Source organism: Thioalkalivibrio sp. ALMg13-2, from assembly GCF_000381185.1.
GTDB lineage: Bacteria > Pseudomonadota > Gammaproteobacteria > Ectothiorhodospirales > Ectothiorhodospiraceae > Thioalkalivibrio > Thioalkalivibrio versutus.
The window spans coordinates 148,470-165,165 of sequence record NZ_KB906102.1 but is presented as its reverse complement, the minus strand read 5'-3'; the positions used below and the strand labels follow the sequence as shown (position 1 = coordinate 165,165).

Below are 16,696 nucleotides of genomic sequence, written 5' to 3'. Positions count from 1 at the left end.
GGGCGGTGGTCAGTGGGGGTCACGGCCCCGTGACCCCCTGAAATGGCCGAACGCGACGCCTACGGCGAGGAACAGCAGGACCGCGAACGCTTTGCCGTGCGCATCCTGCTGGCGCTGGTGATCCTGGCGGTCATTCTGCTGGCACTGGGCTGGCGGCTTTCGGGCCTGCAGGTCGGTGCGCACACGCACTTCACCACGCTCTCGGAGAACAACCGCCTACGGGTGGAACCGATTGCCCCCACTCGAGGGGTGATCCGCGACCGTAATGGCGTGCTTCTGGCGGGCAATCGCGCCTCCTATCAACTGGAGGTCACGGTCGAGCAGGCCGGCGATCTCGATTCCCTGCTCGCTCGCCTGCGCGGTTACGTGGAGCTAAGCGAGGCGGACGTCGAGCGGTTCCAGCGCGGGGTGCGTCAGCGGCGGCCGTTCCAGCCGGTGTTGCTGAAGGCCGGCCTGGACGACGAGACGGTGGCGCGGATTGCGGTTTCGCGCCACGAGCTGCCCGGGGTGGAGATCGAGGCGCGGCCGCTGCGGTTCTATCCGCTGGGGTCCAAGTTCTCGCATGCGGTCGGCTATGTCGGGCGCATCAATCAGCAGGACCTGCAGCGGGTCGACGGGCGTGCCTATGCCGGCACTTCGCATATCGGCAAGAGCGGCGTCGAGCGCTACTACGAGGATCTGCTGCACGGGCGGCCGGGCTATCGCCAGGTGGAGGTGAACGCCCAGGGGCGCGTGATCCGCGAACTCTCGGTGACCCCGCCGCAACCGGGCACGGACCTGACCCTGACCCTCGACGTCAACCTGCAGCAGGCGGCCTATCGGGCGTTGGCCGGGCGGGACGGGGCCATCGTGGCCGTGGATCCGAATAATGGCGAGGTGCTTGCGCTGGTCAGCGCCCCCGGTTTTGATCCCGAGTCGTTCGTCCACGGGATCTCGCAGGCCGACTTTGCCGCGGTGCGTGACGACTATCGCCGGCCCCTGTTCAACCGCGCCCTGAGTGGCCAGTACCCGCCGGGTTCGACGATCAAGCCGCTGGTGGGTCTGGCGGCCCTGGACGAAGAGGTGACCACCGCCGAGCGCGAGATGTTCGCCCGCGGGTATTTCCAGCTCCCGGGGCATGAGCGGCGCTATCGCGACTGGCGTCGCGAGGGGCATGGTCGCGTGGACATGTCGCGCGCCATCGCGGTGTCGTCGGACGTCTATTTCTACGACCTGGCCCACACCATGGGGATCGACCGCATGGTCCCGATTCTGGGGGCCTTCGGGATCGGGCAGCGGACCGGGATCGATTCCACCGGGGAGCGCCCGGGCATCCTGCCCAGCCGCAACTGGAAACGGGCCACGCATGACCAGGTGTGGTTTCCCGGCGAGACCCTGATCACCGCAATCGGCCAGGGCTACATGCTGTCGACCCCCCTGCAGATGGCCGACTTCACTGCGGCCCTTGCGGCCCGTGGCGAGCGTTATCAGCCGCACCTGCTGCGCGCCATGGACAACGGAGTGGGCGAACCCGAATATCGCTTGCCCATGCTGCGGGATCCGGTAACGGTCGACGAGAAACACTGGGACGCCATCCATGGCTCGCTGGTGGAGGCCGTGAACGCGCGTCATGGCACCGCCTGGGGTAGCATCGGAAGTACCCGGCCGGAGTACACCATCGCCGGCAAGACCGGTACCTCGCAGGTGTTCAGTCTGGGCGAGGACGAGGAATACGACGAGGAGGAACTGGCGCGCCGCCTGTGGGACCATGCCCTGTTCGTCGGATATGCCCCGGCCGAGGACCCGCGCATCGCGGTGGCGGTGCTGGTGGAACACGGCGGTTCCGGTGGCCGGGTGGCGGCGCCGGTGGCCCGCGAGGTCCTGGACGCCTACCTGCTGGAGGGGGCGGGCATGACGATCGATGTCCCGGAGGACGAATGATCAGCGTGACCGGCCGCGAGATGTCCGTTAGTCAGTGGGCGCTGCGCAGCCTGCGCCTGGACAGCGTGCTGCTGGTGCTGCTGTCCATCCTGCTGTTGCTGGGGCTGGCGGTACTGTTCAGCGCCACCGGCGAGAGCGTGGTCGCCCTGGAGCGACAGGTCATGCGGATCGGCCTGGGGGTGGCCGCCATGCTGCTGGTCGCCCAGGTGTCCATGCATGCCCTGCGCGCGATCTCGCCATGGCTCTTTGTAGCCGGGGTCCTGCTGTTGCTGGCGGTGATGTGGGTCGGGGATGTTGGCAAGGGCGCGCAGCGCTGGCTGGATCTCGGCTTCATGCGCTTCCAGCCTTCGGAGATCATGAAGCTCGCGGTGCCGATGATGGTGGCCTGGTACCTGTCCCAGCGGGATGGTCGTCCGCGCTTCCGAGACCTGGTGGTGACTGCGGCGCTGATCCTGGCGCCGGTCTATCTGATCATGCAGCAACCGGATCTGGGCACCTCGATGCTGGTCGGGGCCGCCGGGTTCCTGGTGATCTTTCTTGCGGGGCTGGGCTGGCGCTGGTTCGTTGGGCTAGGGTTCACGGCGGCCGCCGCCATCCCGATCCTGTGGTCGCAGATGCTGGATTATCAGCGCCAGCGGGTGCTGACGCTGTTCAACCCGGAGTCCGATCCGCTGGGCGCCGGCTATCACATCATCCAGTCGAAGATCGCCATCGGGTCCGGCGGGCTGTATGGCAAGGGCTGGCTGAACGGGACCCAGTCGCAACTGGAGTTTCTGCCCGAGCGTTCCACCGACTTCATTTTTGCGGTCTACGCCGAGGAATTCGGCTTTATAGGTGTCGCGCTGTTGCTGCTGCTGTATTTTGCGATTGTTGCGCGCGGGCTCTGGATCGCCGCGCTGGCACAGGATCGCTACGCCCGGTTGCTGGGCGGGAGTATCAGCCTGACCTTTGCGGTCTACATGGTGGTCAATATCGGCATGGTGACCGGCCTGTTGCCGGTGGTCGGCGTGCCGCTGCCCCTCGTCAGTTACGGGGGTACTTCGCTGGTGACCCTTATGGTCGCCTTCGGTATTCTCATGAGCATAGCCTCCCAGAAACGCCTGGTGAATCGATGAGCCTGAACTTGCGCCCCGTGTGGGCCCGCATTGTCCGCCCGACCCTGTTACGGACGGGGCTGGTCCTGTCCCTGGCTGCCGTGTCCCTCCCGGTCGCGGCCGAAAGCGAATTCCGTGCCGGCGATCCGCCGTATCTCGAGCGCGACGAGGTGCAGGCGTTCATCGACGAACAGGTGGAGGCCGGCCGCGACCGCGAGGCGCTGGAGGCGATGTTTGCCGCCGCCGACCCCCAGCAGCGCATCCTCGACCTGATCTCCAGCCCGGCCGAGGCGCGGCCGTGGAAGGACTATCGTCCGATCTTCATCACCGACCAGCGCATCGAGCGCGGTCACGACTTCATGGAAGAACACGGCCGCTGGCTCAAGCGCGCCGAGGATCGCTTTGGTGTGGAGCCGAAGATCATCGCCTCCATTATCGGGGTCGAGACCTACTATGGCCGCAACACTGGCGGCTTCCGCGTGTTCGATGCCCTGGTGACCCTGGGCTTCGACTACCCGCCGCGATCGGATTTCTTCCGCCGCGAGCTGGGTGAATTCCTGACCCTGGTGGACGAGGAAGGCCTGGATCCGCGCGAGACGCGCGGATCCTACGCCGGGGCCATGGGGCGCGGTCAGTTCATCTCGTCCAGCTACCGCCACTACGCAGTGGACTTCGACGGCTCCGGTCAGCGTGACCTGTTGAACTCCTGGCCGGACGCGATCGGCTCGGTGGCCAACTACTTTCGCGAGCACCACTGGAACCATGGCGAGCCGGTGGTGGCGAAGGCGCGGGTCGAGGGGGATGCCCACGAGGCCCTGATCAGTCGCAACTATCAGGCCCGCTTCGGTCTCGACGAACTGGCCGAGCACGGCATTTATCCCGACGAGGCCGTGGACGAGGATGGCGAGTATTCCTTCATTCGTCTCGAGGGCGATGACGGTTACGAGTACTACCTGGGATACCCGAACTTCTACGTGATTACCCGCTATAACCGGAGCCCGCTGTATGCGATGGCCGTGCACCAACTTGCCGAGGCACTGGCCGACTAGTCCGGCCTCCGGGCCTGCGCCCGGGGCGCTCCTGCTGGGGTTGGTGTTGCTGGCGCTGGCTGGCTGTTCCGGTACCCCGGAGCGCGACCCGCGCCCGCTGGGTGACGCCGCCTATGACAGTTACCCCGATGCGGCCGACGTGCCGCAAGATCTCGCCCTGATCCCGGAACCGGAGCCGCGCAACGAGCCGCCCAGCCGCTATGGCAACCCGTCGGAATACGAGGTGTTCGGGCAGCGTTATCGCACCCTGCGGACCAGTGACGGCTTCGAGGAAGAGGGCATTGCCTCCTGGTACGGCACGAAATTCCACGGCCGGCGTACGTCCAGCGGCGAGCCCTATGACATGTATGCGATGACGGCGGCACACAAGTCTCTGCCGCTGCCAAGCTATGTCGAGGTCACCAACCTGGAGAACAACAAGCAGGTGGTGGTGCGGGTGAATGATCGCGGGCCATTTGTGGATGGGCGCATCATCGACCTTTCCTACGCTGCGGCCCATCGCATCGACATGACCGATGCCGGTGTGGCTCGGGTGCGTGTGCGCTCGGTGGGGCCGGGTGATACCGAGTCCGACGACCGAGTTGCGGCCGCGCCGGCCGCGGGGCCCGTCGTCGACGTGGCCGCCGTGACCTCGCCGGAACGGGTGGGCGAGCGAGCCCCCGAACCGCTACCGGAGACAGCAGACTCCGGGATGCCCGCCGCCGGGTCCAGCGGCGAGGGCGCCGGGGGCGGGCGTTTTGTCCAGGTCGGGGCGTTTTCCGAGCGCCATTCGGCGGAACAGGTGCGCGAAGATCTGCGCGCCCTGGGTTTCGACCCGGTTCGTATCTCCACCCTGGGGCGGGACGACGGTGCGGACCTCCATCGCGTGCGGATTGGCCCGTTGGCGGATGGCGATGCGGTCCGCGCGATCACGGATCGCCTGCAGGGTGCGGCGCACGTTGATTACCGCGTAGTCGAGAACGCCCAGTAAAGGCTCTGCCGCTGTTGTTTTTCCGGCCCGTCCCGGGCCCCACTCTGCTATCGTAGACCGGTCCTTAAGGAGGGCCTTCCCTGCCATGACTCTGTCCGTCCGCATTCCCTTTTTGCCGTTTCTGGTGGCCTGCCTGCTCGCGATGCTGGTGCTTGCTCCGGTGCACGCGCAGGAACAGCAACTGCCCGTGGCCGGGGATGGGGCGAAAACCCCCAGCGGGATCCCGCGCCCGCCATCGGATGTGACGGCGGCGAGTTATGCGCTGATGGACTTCGACTCCGGTCTGATGCTGGCCAGTCGCGAGCCGCAAGTGGAGCGCGAGCCGGCCAGCCTGACCAAGGTGATGACTGCCTACGTGGTGTTCGGCGAGATCACCGAGGGCCGCATGGCGCTGGACGATACGGTCACGGTGAGCGAGCGTGCCTGGCGCACCGGGATGACCGGGGCATCGCGGATGTTCATCGAGGTCGGCGAGGAGGTCGCGGTCGAGGACTTGTTGCGGGGCATGATCGTCCAGTCCGGGAACGACGCCTCTACCGCTCTGGCCGAGCATGTGGCCGGCTCCGAAGGGGCCTTTGTCGACATGATGAACTCCCAGGCTCGTGAACTGGGGATGCGCCAGTCCTATTTTGCCAACCCGCATGGCCTGCCTTCCGAGGAGTCGCAGTACACCACTGCGCAGGACATGGTGCTGCTGGCGCGGGCGCTCATTCGCGATTTCCCGGATCTCTATGGCTACTACAGCGAGCGGTCCTTCGAGTACAACGACATCTCCCAGAGCAACCGCAATATGCTCCTGTGGCGCGATTCCGGCTTTGATGGGCTGAAGACCGGCTGGACCTCGAGCGCCGGGTACAACCTGGTGTCGTCGGCCAAGCGCAATGATCGTCGCCTGGTGGCCGCGGTGATGGGCATCGAAGCGGCCGACCATCAGCAGGGCGGGACCCGCCGCGCGAACGAATCCCAGGCGCTGGTGAACTGGGGTATGCGTTTCACCGCGACCCGCAAACTGTTCGAAGGGGCGCACGAACTGGGAACGCCACGGGTCTACCGCGGGGCGGATACCGAGGTCGCCGTGGGGCTGGCCGAGGACTTCTGGGTGATGGTTCCGCCGGGGCGTGAGGACGACCTGGACGCCTCGATGGAGGTGCACCAGCCGTTGGAGGCACCGCTGGCGGCGGGTGACCCGGTCGGTGAGGTGGTCGTGCGCCTGGATGGCGAAGTGATCCGTACCCAGCCACTGGTTGCGTTGCACACGGTGGAGCAAGGTGGCCTCGTGCGCCGCCTTTGGGATGGGGCAGCGCTGGGTATCCAGGCGGCCTGGCCGTTCTGACACGCAGGTTGCGCGTGAGTATTGCCTACTTCAACGGGGACTACCTGCCGCTGGACCAGGTGCGGATCTCGCCGCTGGACCGCGGTTTCCTGTTCGGGGATTCGGTCTACGAAGTGATTCCCAGCTACGCGGGCGAATTCTTCATGCTCCCCGCGCATCTCGAGCGCCTGGATCGGTCCCTCGCGGCCATCCGCATTCTCAGCCCCTTTGATGCGGGGCAGTGGACTGCGCTTCTGGAAGATCTGCTGGCGCGCAATGCCGATCCCGCTACCCCGGATTTGGGGGTGTACCTGCAAGTGACCCGCGGCGTGGCCCCGCGCGATCATGCCTTCCCGCCGGATGCCCGGCCGACGGTCCTCGCGATGGTGAGCCCGATCCGTCCTCTGCCGGAGGCCGTGCGCACGGAGGGTGTGGCCGCCGTGACCGCCGAAGATCGCCGCTGGGGCCACTGCGACATCAAGGCGACCACGTTGCTGGCCAATGTCCTGAACCGCCAGGCCGCGGTCGAGCAGGGTGCGGTCGAGGCGATCCTGCTGCGTGATGGACAGCTCACCGAGGGTGCGGCCAGCAACGTCCTCGTGGTCCTCGACGGCCGTCTGGTGACGCCGCCACTTGCGCCTTCGGTGCTACCCGGGGTGACGCGGTCGCGGGTTCTCGATCTGGCGCGCGAGTTGGGCTACCCGGTGGAGGAGTGCGCGGTAAGCGAGTCGGAGCTGGCACGGGCGGAGGAGATCTGGCTGACCAGTTCGACCCGCGAGATCCTCCCGGTCACCCGCCTTAATGACCGGGTCGTGGGCACGGGACATCCTGGTCCGGTCTGGAAGGCCCTCCATGCGGCCTATCAGGCTGCCAAGCCGGGTGCGCTCGTGAGTGAGCCAATGCAGTCCGGAGGTGCCGCATGAGTGACCGCGAGACCCTGATCGAATTTCCCTGCCGGTTCCCGGTGAAGGTGATGGGGGATGCCCATCCAGAGTTGATGGAGGCCGTAGAAGGCTGCGTGGCCGAACACCTGGATGCCGATGACGCGGTGATCGAGCAACGGGCCTCGCGCGCCAGCCGTTACGTCGGCATCACCATCACCTTTACCGCGACGAGCCAGGCACAACTGGACGCCTTCTACCGCTCCCTTGGCCGCTGCGACCGGGTGCGCATGATCCTGTGACACCGGCCCCGGTCGAGGTGCGCGAGCTGGGGCTGCACCCTTACGTCCCGGTCTGGCAGGCGATGCAGTTGCATGGGCGCGAACGCGCGGCCGAAGCCCCCGATGCCCTGTGGTGCGTGCAGCACCCCCCGGTCTTCACCCAGGGGCGCAATGGCCGTCCGGAACACCTGCTGGATCCCGGGGCCGTGCCGGTGGTGGCGATCGACCGCGGCGGGCAGATCACCTATCACGGGCCCGGCCAACTCGTCGTTTACACCCTGCTGGATCTCAGGCGCCTCGGGATCGGCGTGCGCCGTCTGGTCGAGTGCCTGGAACAGGCCATCATCGATACGCTTGCCCAATGGGGTATCGAGGCCGAACGTCGGGCCAACGCGCCCGGGGTTTATGTCGGGCAGGCGAAGATTGCGGCCCTCGGCTTGCGCGTGCGCCACGCCCGCAGCATCCATGGCCTCGCCCTGAACGTGGCGCCGGTGCTGGCGCCGTTTGCGCGCATCAACCCCTGTGGCTATGCGGGCCTGCCGACGACCTCCATGCAGGTCCAGCTTGGTGGTCCGGTCGCAATCGACCGTGTTCGCGACGCGCTCCTGGCGAATCTCGCCATCCAGCTGTACGAGGGGGCGGATGTCGCGCTTCGGCATGAGGCGGCGTTGCCCGCCGAACTGGTGCGCGTGCAGGCGCTGGGGCGTTGCCCGGCGCCGTAACACGTCGCCTGGCCTTCCCAAGGCTGGGTTGTGGCTGGTCCTGGTTCGTCCTTCGGTGTTTACGGTGGCTCCGGTCCGCCGCCTGCCACGCGCTCTCTCGCGAGCGCGCCGCGAGGTACTTCTTTGCTCGTGCAAAGAAGTACCCAAGAAACACGCCCGACTGCCGCGACCCCGGCCCGCTACGCGGGCCGGGGTTTCCCTCGCTCCGAGGCTTTTCGCGGGCGGCGCTGAACTCGCTGCGCCTGCGGCTTCGCTCAGACATCCAGCGCCTCTTCTCCCGCGAAAAGCCTCTCCACTCGGCGCGACGACAACGGGGAGGCAGGTCAAAACAACGGCTATCCCAACGTTCTTGCCAGTGGATGATGGCTAGGCTTTCGGACATCTTCGGCACGCTCGGCCTTTGGCCGTTGCGTGCCGCGCCCGCGCGGCGGGCGCCGGGGCCTTCGGACGGCATTGCCTATTGTTATGTCCGGGGGACGGAACACCTTCTGTCTTGACCTTCCCCTCCCGTATGGAGCCCCTTGCGGAAGGGTGCTCGGGCCGGAAGAAGGCGCTGGATGTCTGAGCGAAGCGAGTTCAGCGCCGCCGGCCCGAGGGCCCTGGAGCAAGGTTCCTGGGCGGAATCCGGGTGCCCTGCTTTGGGCAAGCAAGAAAGTGCCTCGGGGCGCGCTGGCGGGTCAGCGCCGGGCAGTATGCGGACCGGAGCCACCGTAAACACCAGAGGATGAACCGGGGCCAGCCACGACCAGGCAGGCGGTGGCGCGAGGCCCTGTAAACAATCGGTTTTCAAGCCGCTCTAGCTACGGGCTGCGCTGGTACGACACGTGAACGTTCGGAGCAGCCAGGCCGCACCGGACGCGTTGCCGCGGCAAGGCACTCGGGACGGGTCAGGCGGTTTCGAGGCCCTGGGCCTGGAGGTCGGCGTGGTAGGACGAGCGGACCATCGGGCCGCTGGCCACCTGCTTGAAGCCCATCTCGCGGGCACGGTCGCCGAGCTCGTCGAACTCCTCGGGGGAGAGGAAGCGCGTCACCGGAAGGTGATGGCGCGACGGCTGCAGGTACTGGCCCAGGGTCAGCATGTCGCAGCCGTGGTCGCGCAGGTCCTGCAGGACCTCCAGCAGTTCTTCACGGGTCTCGCCGAGCCCCAGCATCAGGCCCGACTTTGTCGGCACGCCAGGGTGCTGTTCCCGGAACTGCCGGAGCAGCTCCAGCGACCAGGCGTAGTCGGCGCCCGGGCGGGCCTCGCGGTACAGGCGCGGGACCGTCTCCAGGTTGTGGTTGAAGACGTCTGGCGGGGCCTGGTGCATGATTTCGAGCGCGCGATCCATGCGACCGCGAAAATCCGGTACGAGGATTTCGATTTTCATGCCCGGATTCAGGGCACGCACCTCGCGGATGCAGTCGACAAAGTGCCCGGCACCCCCGTCGCGCAGGTCGTCGCGGTCCACCGAGGTGATCACGACATACTTGAGGCCAAGCGCCTGGATGGTCTCGGCCAGGTGACGGGGCTCGTCCGCGTCCAGGGCCTCGGGGCGGCCGTGGGCGACGTCGCAGAATGGGCAGCGGCGGGTGCAGATGTCGCCCATGATCATGAAGGTGGCGGTGCCGTGGGCGAAGCATTCGCCGAGGTTCGGGCAGCTCGCCTCTTCGCAGACCGTGTGCAGTTTCTGCTCGCGCAGGATGCCCTTGATGCGCTGTACCTCGGGCCGTGCCTGGCTTTGCGCGCGGATCCACTTGGGCTTGCGCTGGGGCTTCTCGGTGGGATGGATCTTGACCGGGATGCGCGCGACCTTGTCGGCGGCGCGCTGTTTTTCACCGGGCTGGGGGCGGATTCGAGTGTCCATGGACCTTCCCTGAATTTCGTGGCGGCCGGGTTGTGCGGCCGGTGTGGGGCGATCGGGCGTGCTCAGGCAACCTCGCGGATCAGCGCCTCGACTTCCTGCCTAGCCGTCTCGATGGCGGGCAGGTTGCCGTCCTCGTCCAGGATAAAGCCGAGGCGTTCCACTGCCCGCAGGTCGGTGAGCGGGATGCGGTCGGAGAGCAGGTCGTCTTCGGCATCCCGCGGGCATGCGGCGCGGGCGATTCGCACGATGTCGGTCAGGGCGTGAGCCTCCGGATTCTCCGGGCCGCCGGAATCGCGAATGGCCTCTATGATATCGGATGCCAGGTCCCATTGCTGGGCAACCAGTTCGCCGATCAGGCCTTCCAGTCGGAACAGTACGCGTTCCACTTCCCCGGGTGTTCGGTCCGGATGGGTGCGGGCGACCTCGGCGATGACCGGCAAGGCCCCGACTCGGTGCAGGAGGCCGGCGAGCAACGCACTCTGCGGATCGGCGGCCTCGCACTGGTCGGCCAGCACGCAACTGACCGCGGCAATGCGTGCGGAGCGCCGCCACAGGCGTTCCAGCAGTTCATGGTAGGGGTTGTCGCGATGGATGAAGACCTGGTGCATCGCCAGGGCCATCACCAACTGGCGGGTGCGTTCCAGTCCAAGCCGGGCGACGGCATCCTGAAGGCGCGAGACGACACGGCGGCTGCCCATGGCCGGGCTGTTCGCCACACTCAGCAGGCGGCCGGCCACGCTCGGATCTTCCTCGATGATGCGGGTGGCCTCGGCGATGGAGACATCGGGGTCCCTGAGGGCCCGCTGCAGGTGCAGGGCAACCTCGGGGAGCTGGGGCAGGGCCAGTTCCCCGGAGTAGGCATGGGTGTAGATGCTGCTGAACAGTTCGCCCTCGAGATCGGATAGCTCGATCTCGCTGACCTCGACGCTGTCCCGGCCGCCGCCGTCGATCAGGGTTTCATAGACCTTGCGATCAAGCATGGCGAGGGTCGAGCGAGTCGCGGCGATGGCATGGCTGTGGTAGTCGTGCGCATCGAACAGGGGGTTCAGCGCTTCGCTGCTGTCGCCTTTCAACATGACCGAATTGCGCCCGCTGGCCAGGATCATGCGGCCTTCCAGCAGGAAGATCATGCTGCGGAATTCGTCGCGTGCATGCAGCTTGAAGCCCGGATCCACCGTCATGGTCCGGGCGTGCTGCAGTAGCTTGTCGCGGGCCCGGTCGCTCAGCTCGGCAAACGGGTGCAGTTGGGGGAGGCGTTGCTCGATCACCGCGGTTCAGACGTTGAACATGGCGCGGAGTTCTGCCAGATCCTCGGCGCGCTCTTCCAGGAACGTGATCGGCTCGCCGGGTGGGGGCGGGGTGATCCCGAGGACCTCGAAGGCCGCGACAGCGGTGGCCTCGGGGACGGCCTCGCCTTCGGCGCGGCGGGTGGCCCATTCCGCAACCAGGGCGATGCTGGCGTAGTCCGGTTCGCTGGCGCGATAGCCCCAGTCTCCGGCGTGTTCAGCGACCGTTACCAGGTCGCCGCCCAGATCCCAGTAGTTGATTACCAGGACGCCGGCGAGATTGCTCAGGCGCCGCACCAGCGATTGCACGCGCTCGCGGTCGGGATGGTCCTCGCGCAGCTCCACGAACTGGATGATCGGGACCGCGCCGATCCCGGCGACCAGCCCGGCCAGCAGTGCCCGCTCGCGGTCCAGCTGCTTCAGCGAGTCCGCGATCAGGTAGCTGTAGGCCGACTGCAGGGCGCCGTGTTTCCAGCTGGACTCCATCGCGTCGCGGGTCGAGGCGTGCTTGGCCTTGAAGGCCTGACGCAGGGCCATGTTCATCGCCAGCATGCGGGTGTTGCGAAAGCCCAGGCGGTTGACCGCGTCGCGCACGGACTGGATCTGCTTGGCGGCGCGAAACAGCGGGCTGTTGGTGGCGTGCAGCAGCGCACCGGCGATCGTCCCGTCGCGCTGGATGACCTCGGTGAGCTTGTCCAGGTCGGCATCCGGATCGTTAGTCAGTTCCTGAATGCGCAGCGCGATCTCCGGCATGGTCGGCAATTCCAGCCGATTGCTGGTGATCAGGTCGTAGAGCTCGCCGAAGAAGGCACCCTCGGTGTCGTCCAGGTCGGTGTCGTGCACTACGAGCGAGGCACTGTGGGCCTTCTTCAGCGCCGCTGTGGGGATCTCCAGCAACTGACAGGTCTTCTCGGTAATGAGGAAGTCCTGCTGCCCGATGTTCTGGTCGAACATCTGCAGGGGGCTGTCCGGATCGGTCGACTCCAGGGTGATGCGGGCCGGATTACCGCCGCTGACGCGGACCAGCTGGCCGCGTACCAGGAACAGGTAGCGATCCTCGACCTCCTGCGGGCGCAGGCGCCGCCCGGCGTCCAGTTCCCGGGCCAGGCAGGCCGAGGCCAGTTCGCTGCGGGCTTGCTCCGACAGGCTTGAGGTCAGGTCCAGGTCCTGAAGCAGGGCATCAATGCTGGTGCTATCCATGGGGCGGTTCCCGATCCGTGCTGTGCCAATCCGTTCCCGCGCTGCAGCGCCGCGTGGCGGGCCGCGGGGCGTACCCGCTGCGCGGGTTACTCGACTGGTGCCAGTGTAGCATCCGATCCGGTGGCGGGAAGCGCTGACGCCGCCCCACGGCAGGCGAAGCGCGGTCGGTCTGCGGCGTCGATCAGGTCATGGGCTTGCAGAAAGCCCCGCGCATCGGCGGCGTCCTCGCGGAACCAGGCGGCGGTATTTCCCAGGCGGAAGCTGTAGCCCCAGGCGTCCATGTCCCGCATCAGCCGCTCGCGGCCGACGCCGGGGATCTCGTCGGCCAGCAGGATCTGCAGATAACATACGCCGCACTCCTCCAGGTCATCGCCGCCCGCATTGGTATGCAGGGTGGCGCGCCGTCCTGCGTCCATGCAGATGACGTGTCCGGCCTCATGCAGGGCCGAGTGGATGGGGGTGTCGGGACGCACATGCACGTCATGGCCGACGATCCCGGCCTCGGGTTCGCCCCACCAGCTGCCGGGCAGCGGCGCCTGGGCCGGGTGCACGACCAGGCGCAGGCCGTAGCGGGCGAACAGGGTCACGAGCGCGTCCTGCAGGGCCGGGTCGCCACAGGTCTGGATCGCGGGATTGTTCATGTGTCGGAGTCGTCGGGCAGGGCCGTGGTGCGCTTGCGGCTGCGCCGCGGGCATTCCTCGGGGTGCTCGCGGCACCAGGCGTCGACCCGCTCGGTGAGGTCGTTCTGAAAGCACAGCAAATAGAACCGCGCCTGCTCGCGGTTGGCGATGGCGGGCCGCCCCAGGGTGTCCACCACGCCGGTGCGCAGCGCCGCGATGATCGCGTTGGCGGCCTTCTTCTGCGGCCAGGCGGTGATCTGCTCCCAGGCCTCGGGCGTGAAATACAGGCGCAGGAGGTCGGGGCGGGTGGTCAGCAGCATGCGCGTGACGTTGCGCAGGGTGGTCTCGGCCTCGCCCCAGTCGTGTACCAGGCCACCCTCCAGCAGGCGTTCGATCTCCTCGCGACCCTTGGGCGACAGCATCGGCACGCGCGCTGAACGCCTCAGGCGTTCGGGGCATCCTCGGGGGTGAAGGCGCGGATGGACAGGGCGTGGAGTTCGCCGGAGTCGATCTGCTCGCGTACGGTGGCGTAGACGGTCTGATGTTTCTTGACCGCGTTCATGCCAGCAAACTGTGGGCTGACGACCAGGGCCTCGAACTTGCCCTCGCCTCCGGTAACCTCGACCTTCTCGGCCGACGGCAGGCCGGCGCGAATGAGTTCGGCCACTTGATTGGCATCCATGATGAGTCCCCTGATTGGTGCGTATTGGTCAGCCGCGGATGATAGCCGGGCGATGGGCCTGACAGAAGTTCCCCCACGCGGGGAACTCGTTCCCGCGGCACGGGTTCGTAGGAAAACACCTGCATGGATTGTCGGGCTGGTTTGGGTTGTTCCGGGTTGGCTGCGCTAGCATCAGGTCACTAACGTTCGGCCCGCCGGGCCATGGAGGCAATCGCAATGATCTTCAAGCAACTGTTCGAGGACGAGTCGTCCACCTATACCTATCTTCTGAGCTGCCCGGATACCGGTAAGACCGCATTGATCGACCCGGTCATCGAAACCGTCGACCGCGACATGCGCGTGTTGCAGGAGATGGGCCTGAGCCTCGATTACGTCATCGAGACCCATATCCACGCCGACCACATTACCGGCGCCCGGATGCTGCGCGAAAAAACCGGCTGCAAGCTGGGCGGGCCGGCGATGGACGAACTGCCGTGTCGCGATTTCGGCCTGCGCGAGGGCGAGCCCTTCCAGGTGGGCAACCTGGTGGTCAACCCGCTCTATACCCCGGGACACACGGATGCGCACCACGCCTACCTGATGGATCACGTGGGCCTGAAAATGCTGTTCTCCGGCGACGCCCTGCTGATCGAGGCCTGTGGCCGCACCGATTTCCAGTCGGGGGATGCCAAGACGCTCTATCACTCGATTCACGACAAGTTCTTCACCCTGCCGGACGAGACCCTGGTGTATCCCGCGCATGATTACGAAGAGCGCCAGATCACCACCATCGGCCAGGAGAAGATGCGCAACCCGCGCCTGGGCAAAGGCAAGCCGGAGGCGGAGTTCGTGAAGATCATGGACGAGATGGACCTGCCGTACCCGAAGAAGATCGACTGGGCCCTGCCGGGCAACGAGGGTTGCGGGATCTGCCCCGACAACCTGCCGGACGAGAAGAGGCGCCTCTGCGAGACCGATCAGCAGGGTTAGTCCGACCCCTTCCGGTGGCCCCGCCAGGAGCCACCGGTTCCGAATGTTCATCCGGTGGGCGGTTTTTACCGCCTGCCGGACCCCGTACACTCCCGCGATGACCGAACACACACCCGTTGACGTGCTGGGTCCGCTGGACCGCCTGCGGGCGATCATGGCGCGGCTGCGCGATCCCGAATCCGGCTGTGCCTGGGACCGGGCGCAGACGGCCGGGACTATTGTCCCGTTCACCCTGGAGGAGGCCTATGAACTGGCCGACGTGATCGCGCGCGACCAGGGCGCGGCGGCGGACACCCGCGAGCTGCGCGACGAGCTGGGGGACCTGCTGTTCCAGGTGGTATTCCAGGCGCGCATCGCCGAGGAGGCCGGGCGTTTCGATCTGGATGATGTAGCGCGCGCGATCGGCGACAAGCTGGTGCGCCGGCATCCGCACGTGTTTGCCGATGTCGAGCATGCCTCGGATGCGGAGCGCGAGGCGGCCTGGGAGGCGGACAAGGCCCGGGAGCGTGCCGATCGCGCCCAGACCAGCGCCATGGACGACATCCCGCTGGCTCTGCCGGCCCTGTCGCGAGCGGTGAAGAGCCAGCGCCGCGCCGCCCGGCTCGGTTTTGACTGGGACGATCCGGCGCCGGTGGTCGCCAAGATTCACGAGGAGCTGGCCGAGGTGCAGGAGGCCGTGGATCAGGGCGAGGCCGAGGCGCGCATCGCCGAGGAGGTCGGCGACGTGCTGTTTGCCGTCAGTAACTGGGCGCGCCACCTGGGTGTGGATCCGGAGGGGGCGCTGCGCGGAAGTACGCGCAAGTTCGAGGCCCGCTTCCGGCATATGGAGGCCCTGGCCGCTGCGCGCGGCGAGACCCTGGGGGCGCTGGACTTCGCGGTCCAGGAGACCCTTTATCAGGAGGCGCGGCGCCGCGAGCACCAGCCTTACGACGAATCCGAGACCAAGGACCCGAGATGAGCGACGCCGTCGAACTGCCCGACCACTTTCTGCCGGCCCGGATCGAGACGATCGAGCAGGTCACCCCGTTGATCAAGGTGTTCACCCTGGCCGCGGACCCGCAGCGTTTTACCAGCAAGGCCGGCCAGTGGCTGGATCTGGTGATCCCGCAACCCGAGGGCAAGCCCTTCGTCGGTGGTTATTCGGTCGTGTCCGCGCCGCGCGCGGATGGCCGTTTGCAACTGGCCATCAAGTACGCTGACCACCACCACGCGACGCATCACCTGCACGCGGTCGCGCAGGAAGGCGACACCGTGTACATCACGCCGGGACAGGGCAGTTTCTTCTTCGAGCCCGGCATGGCAAGGAATGTCGTGCTGCTGGGGGCCGGCATCGGCGTGACGCCGCTGTTCGGCATCCTGCGCGCGATCCACGCCGACATGCCCGAGGTCTATGCGCATCTGGTGTACAGCGTGGCGCACCAGGACGAGGTGCTGTTCCCGCAGGAGCTGGAGGCGATGGCCAAGGCGCCGAATATCGACGTCAGCCTGACCGTGACCCGCGAGGCCGAGGACTGGCTGGGCCACACCGGACGTATCAGCCATCGGCTGCTGGAGTCGCTCGATCTGCCGCGCGATGCGCTGTTCTACTTCTGTGGCTCGCGCGAGTTCATCGAGGACATGGCCACCCTGCTGGCGGAATGGGGCATCCCCGAGGCGCAGCTGAAATACGAGAAGTGGTGGTAACGCGCCGCGTGTCTAGCTGAACCCGTCATTGCGAGTCGCCGCAGGCGACGTGGCAATCGATGTGCTCGGCCACCTGATCCCAGCGCTTTGCCAGCGTGGGGGGGATTACTCGCTCCGCTCGCCCTTCGGGCCGGCCTGCGGCCATTCAACGCAGCTTCGCTGCTTTTGTGCTTCGTCGCTGCG

The 16,696-nt window shown here is 66.9% G+C and carries 17 protein-coding genes and 1 pseudogene; 12 read left to right on the top strand and 6 right to left on the bottom strand.

Annotation, left to right across the window (positions count from 1 at the left end):
- Positions 1–42 precede the first annotated feature (42 nt).
- The 9 genes and pseudogenes from mrdA to F618_RS16310 all read left to right on the top strand — a co-directional run bounded on the left by mrdA (position 43) and on the right by F618_RS16310 (position 8,794).
- Complete coding sequence (mrdA, locus tag F618_RS0103460; protein WP_018938395.1) at positions 43–1,920, top strand: penicillin-binding protein 2; 1,878 nt, start codon at positions 43–45, stop codon at positions 1,918–1,920.
- The gene (gene rodA / locus F618_RS0103455; protein WP_018938396.1) at positions 1,917–3,035 is read left to right on the top strand and encodes a rod shape-determining protein RodA; all 1,119 of its coding nucleotides are present in this window, start codon (positions 1,917–1,919) and stop codon (positions 3,033–3,035) included. The genes mrdA and rodA overlap by 4 nt, the downstream gene beginning before the upstream one ends.
- Entirely contained in the window at positions 3,032–4,063 is a 1,032-nt protein-coding gene (mltB, locus tag F618_RS0103450; RefSeq protein ID WP_019567756.1) for a lytic murein transglycosylase B, read from the top strand. The genes rodA and mltB overlap by 4 nt, the downstream gene beginning before the upstream one ends.
- A complete protein-coding gene (locus F618_RS0103445) occupies positions 4,020–5,033 on the top strand; it encodes a septal ring lytic transglycosylase RlpA family protein (RefSeq protein WP_081620851.1) in 1,014 nt (337 codons plus the stop codon). The genes mltB and F618_RS0103445 overlap by 44 nt, the downstream gene beginning before the upstream one ends.
- Positions 5,034–5,118: 85 nt before the next feature.
- Positions 5,119–6,366 (top strand): D-alanyl-D-alanine carboxypeptidase family protein, encoded by a 1,248-nt coding sequence (locus F618_RS0103440; protein WP_018938399.1) that lies wholly within the window; start codon positions 5,119–5,121, stop codon positions 6,364–6,366.
- A gap of 14 nt (positions 6,367–6,380) precedes the next feature.
- Positions 6,381–7,268 (top strand): D-amino acid aminotransferase, encoded by an 888-nt coding sequence (locus F618_RS0103435; RefSeq protein WP_019628512.1) that lies wholly within the window; start codon positions 6,381–6,383, stop codon positions 7,266–7,268.
- Positions 7,265–7,528, top strand: coding sequence for a YbeD family protein (locus tag F618_RS0103430; RefSeq protein WP_019567753.1), 264 nt, complete (start codon positions 7,265–7,267; stop codon positions 7,526–7,528). Before F618_RS0103435 ends, F618_RS0103430 begins: the two co-directional genes overlap by 4 nt.
- Entirely contained in the window at positions 7,525–8,229 is a 705-nt protein-coding gene (lipB, locus tag F618_RS0103425) for a lipoyl(octanoyl) transferase LipB (protein ID WP_018951492.1), read from the top strand. Before F618_RS0103430 ends, lipB begins: the two co-directional genes overlap by 4 nt.
- A gap of 359 nt (positions 8,230–8,588) precedes the next feature.
- Positions 8,589–8,794, top strand: a pseudogene (locus F618_RS16310) (hypothetical protein).
- A gap of 322 nt (positions 8,795–9,116) precedes the next feature.
- On the opposite strand, the gene lipA reads toward F618_RS16310, so the two are convergent.
- The 6 genes from lipA to F618_RS0103395 form a co-directional block, all read right to left on the bottom strand.
- Positions 9,117–10,073 carry a lipoyl synthase gene (gene lipA / locus F618_RS0103420; RefSeq protein WP_019567752.1) on the bottom strand — a complete coding sequence of 319 codons (957 nt, stop codon included), beginning with the start codon at positions 10,071–10,073 and terminating at the stop codon, positions 9,117–9,119.
- A gap of 62 nt (positions 10,074–10,135) precedes the next feature.
- Complete coding sequence (locus F618_RS0103415) at positions 10,136–11,341, bottom strand: HDOD domain-containing protein (protein ID WP_019567751.1); 1,206 nt, start codon at positions 11,339–11,341, stop codon at positions 10,136–10,138.
- A gap of 6 nt (positions 11,342–11,347) precedes the next feature.
- Positions 11,348–12,559: an HDOD domain-containing protein gene (locus F618_RS0103410; RefSeq protein ID WP_019567750.1), complete on the bottom strand. Its 1,212-nt coding sequence runs from the start codon at positions 12,557–12,559 to the stop codon at positions 11,348–11,350.
- A gap of 86 nt (positions 12,560–12,645) precedes the next feature.
- Positions 12,646–13,200, bottom strand: coding sequence for a hypothetical protein (locus F618_RS0103405; protein ID WP_019567749.1), 555 nt, complete (start codon positions 13,198–13,200; stop codon positions 12,646–12,648).
- A complete protein-coding gene (locus F618_RS0103400) occupies positions 13,197–13,601 on the bottom strand; it encodes a hypothetical protein (RefSeq protein WP_019563369.1) in 405 nt (134 codons plus the stop codon). The genes F618_RS0103405 and F618_RS0103400 overlap by 4 nt, the downstream gene beginning before the upstream one ends.
- 20 nt (positions 13,602–13,621) lie before the next feature.
- Positions 13,622–13,861, bottom strand: coding sequence for a BolA family protein (locus tag F618_RS0103395; RefSeq protein ID WP_018144075.1), 240 nt, complete (start codon positions 13,859–13,861; stop codon positions 13,622–13,624).
- Positions 13,862–14,077: 216 nt separating this feature from the next.
- Between F618_RS0103395 and F618_RS0103390 the strand changes: the two genes are divergently transcribed.
- From F618_RS0103390 to F618_RS0103380, 3 genes are read left to right on the top strand one after another with little or no spacing between them, the layout of a single operon-like run.
- Entirely contained in the window at positions 14,078–14,830 is a 753-nt protein-coding gene (locus tag F618_RS0103390; protein WP_018168135.1) for an MBL fold metallo-hydrolase, read from the top strand.
- Between the two features lie 43 nt (positions 14,831–14,873).
- Positions 14,874–15,788 (top strand): nucleoside triphosphate pyrophosphohydrolase, encoded by a 915-nt coding sequence (gene mazG, locus F618_RS0103385; RefSeq protein WP_019567748.1) that lies wholly within the window; start codon positions 14,874–14,876, stop codon positions 15,786–15,788.
- Complete coding sequence (locus F618_RS0103380) at positions 15,785–16,513, top strand: ferredoxin--NADP reductase (protein ID WP_019567747.1); 729 nt, start codon at positions 15,785–15,787, stop codon at positions 16,511–16,513. The genes mazG and F618_RS0103380 overlap by 4 nt, the downstream gene beginning before the upstream one ends.
- Positions 16,514–16,696 lie beyond the last annotated feature (183 nt).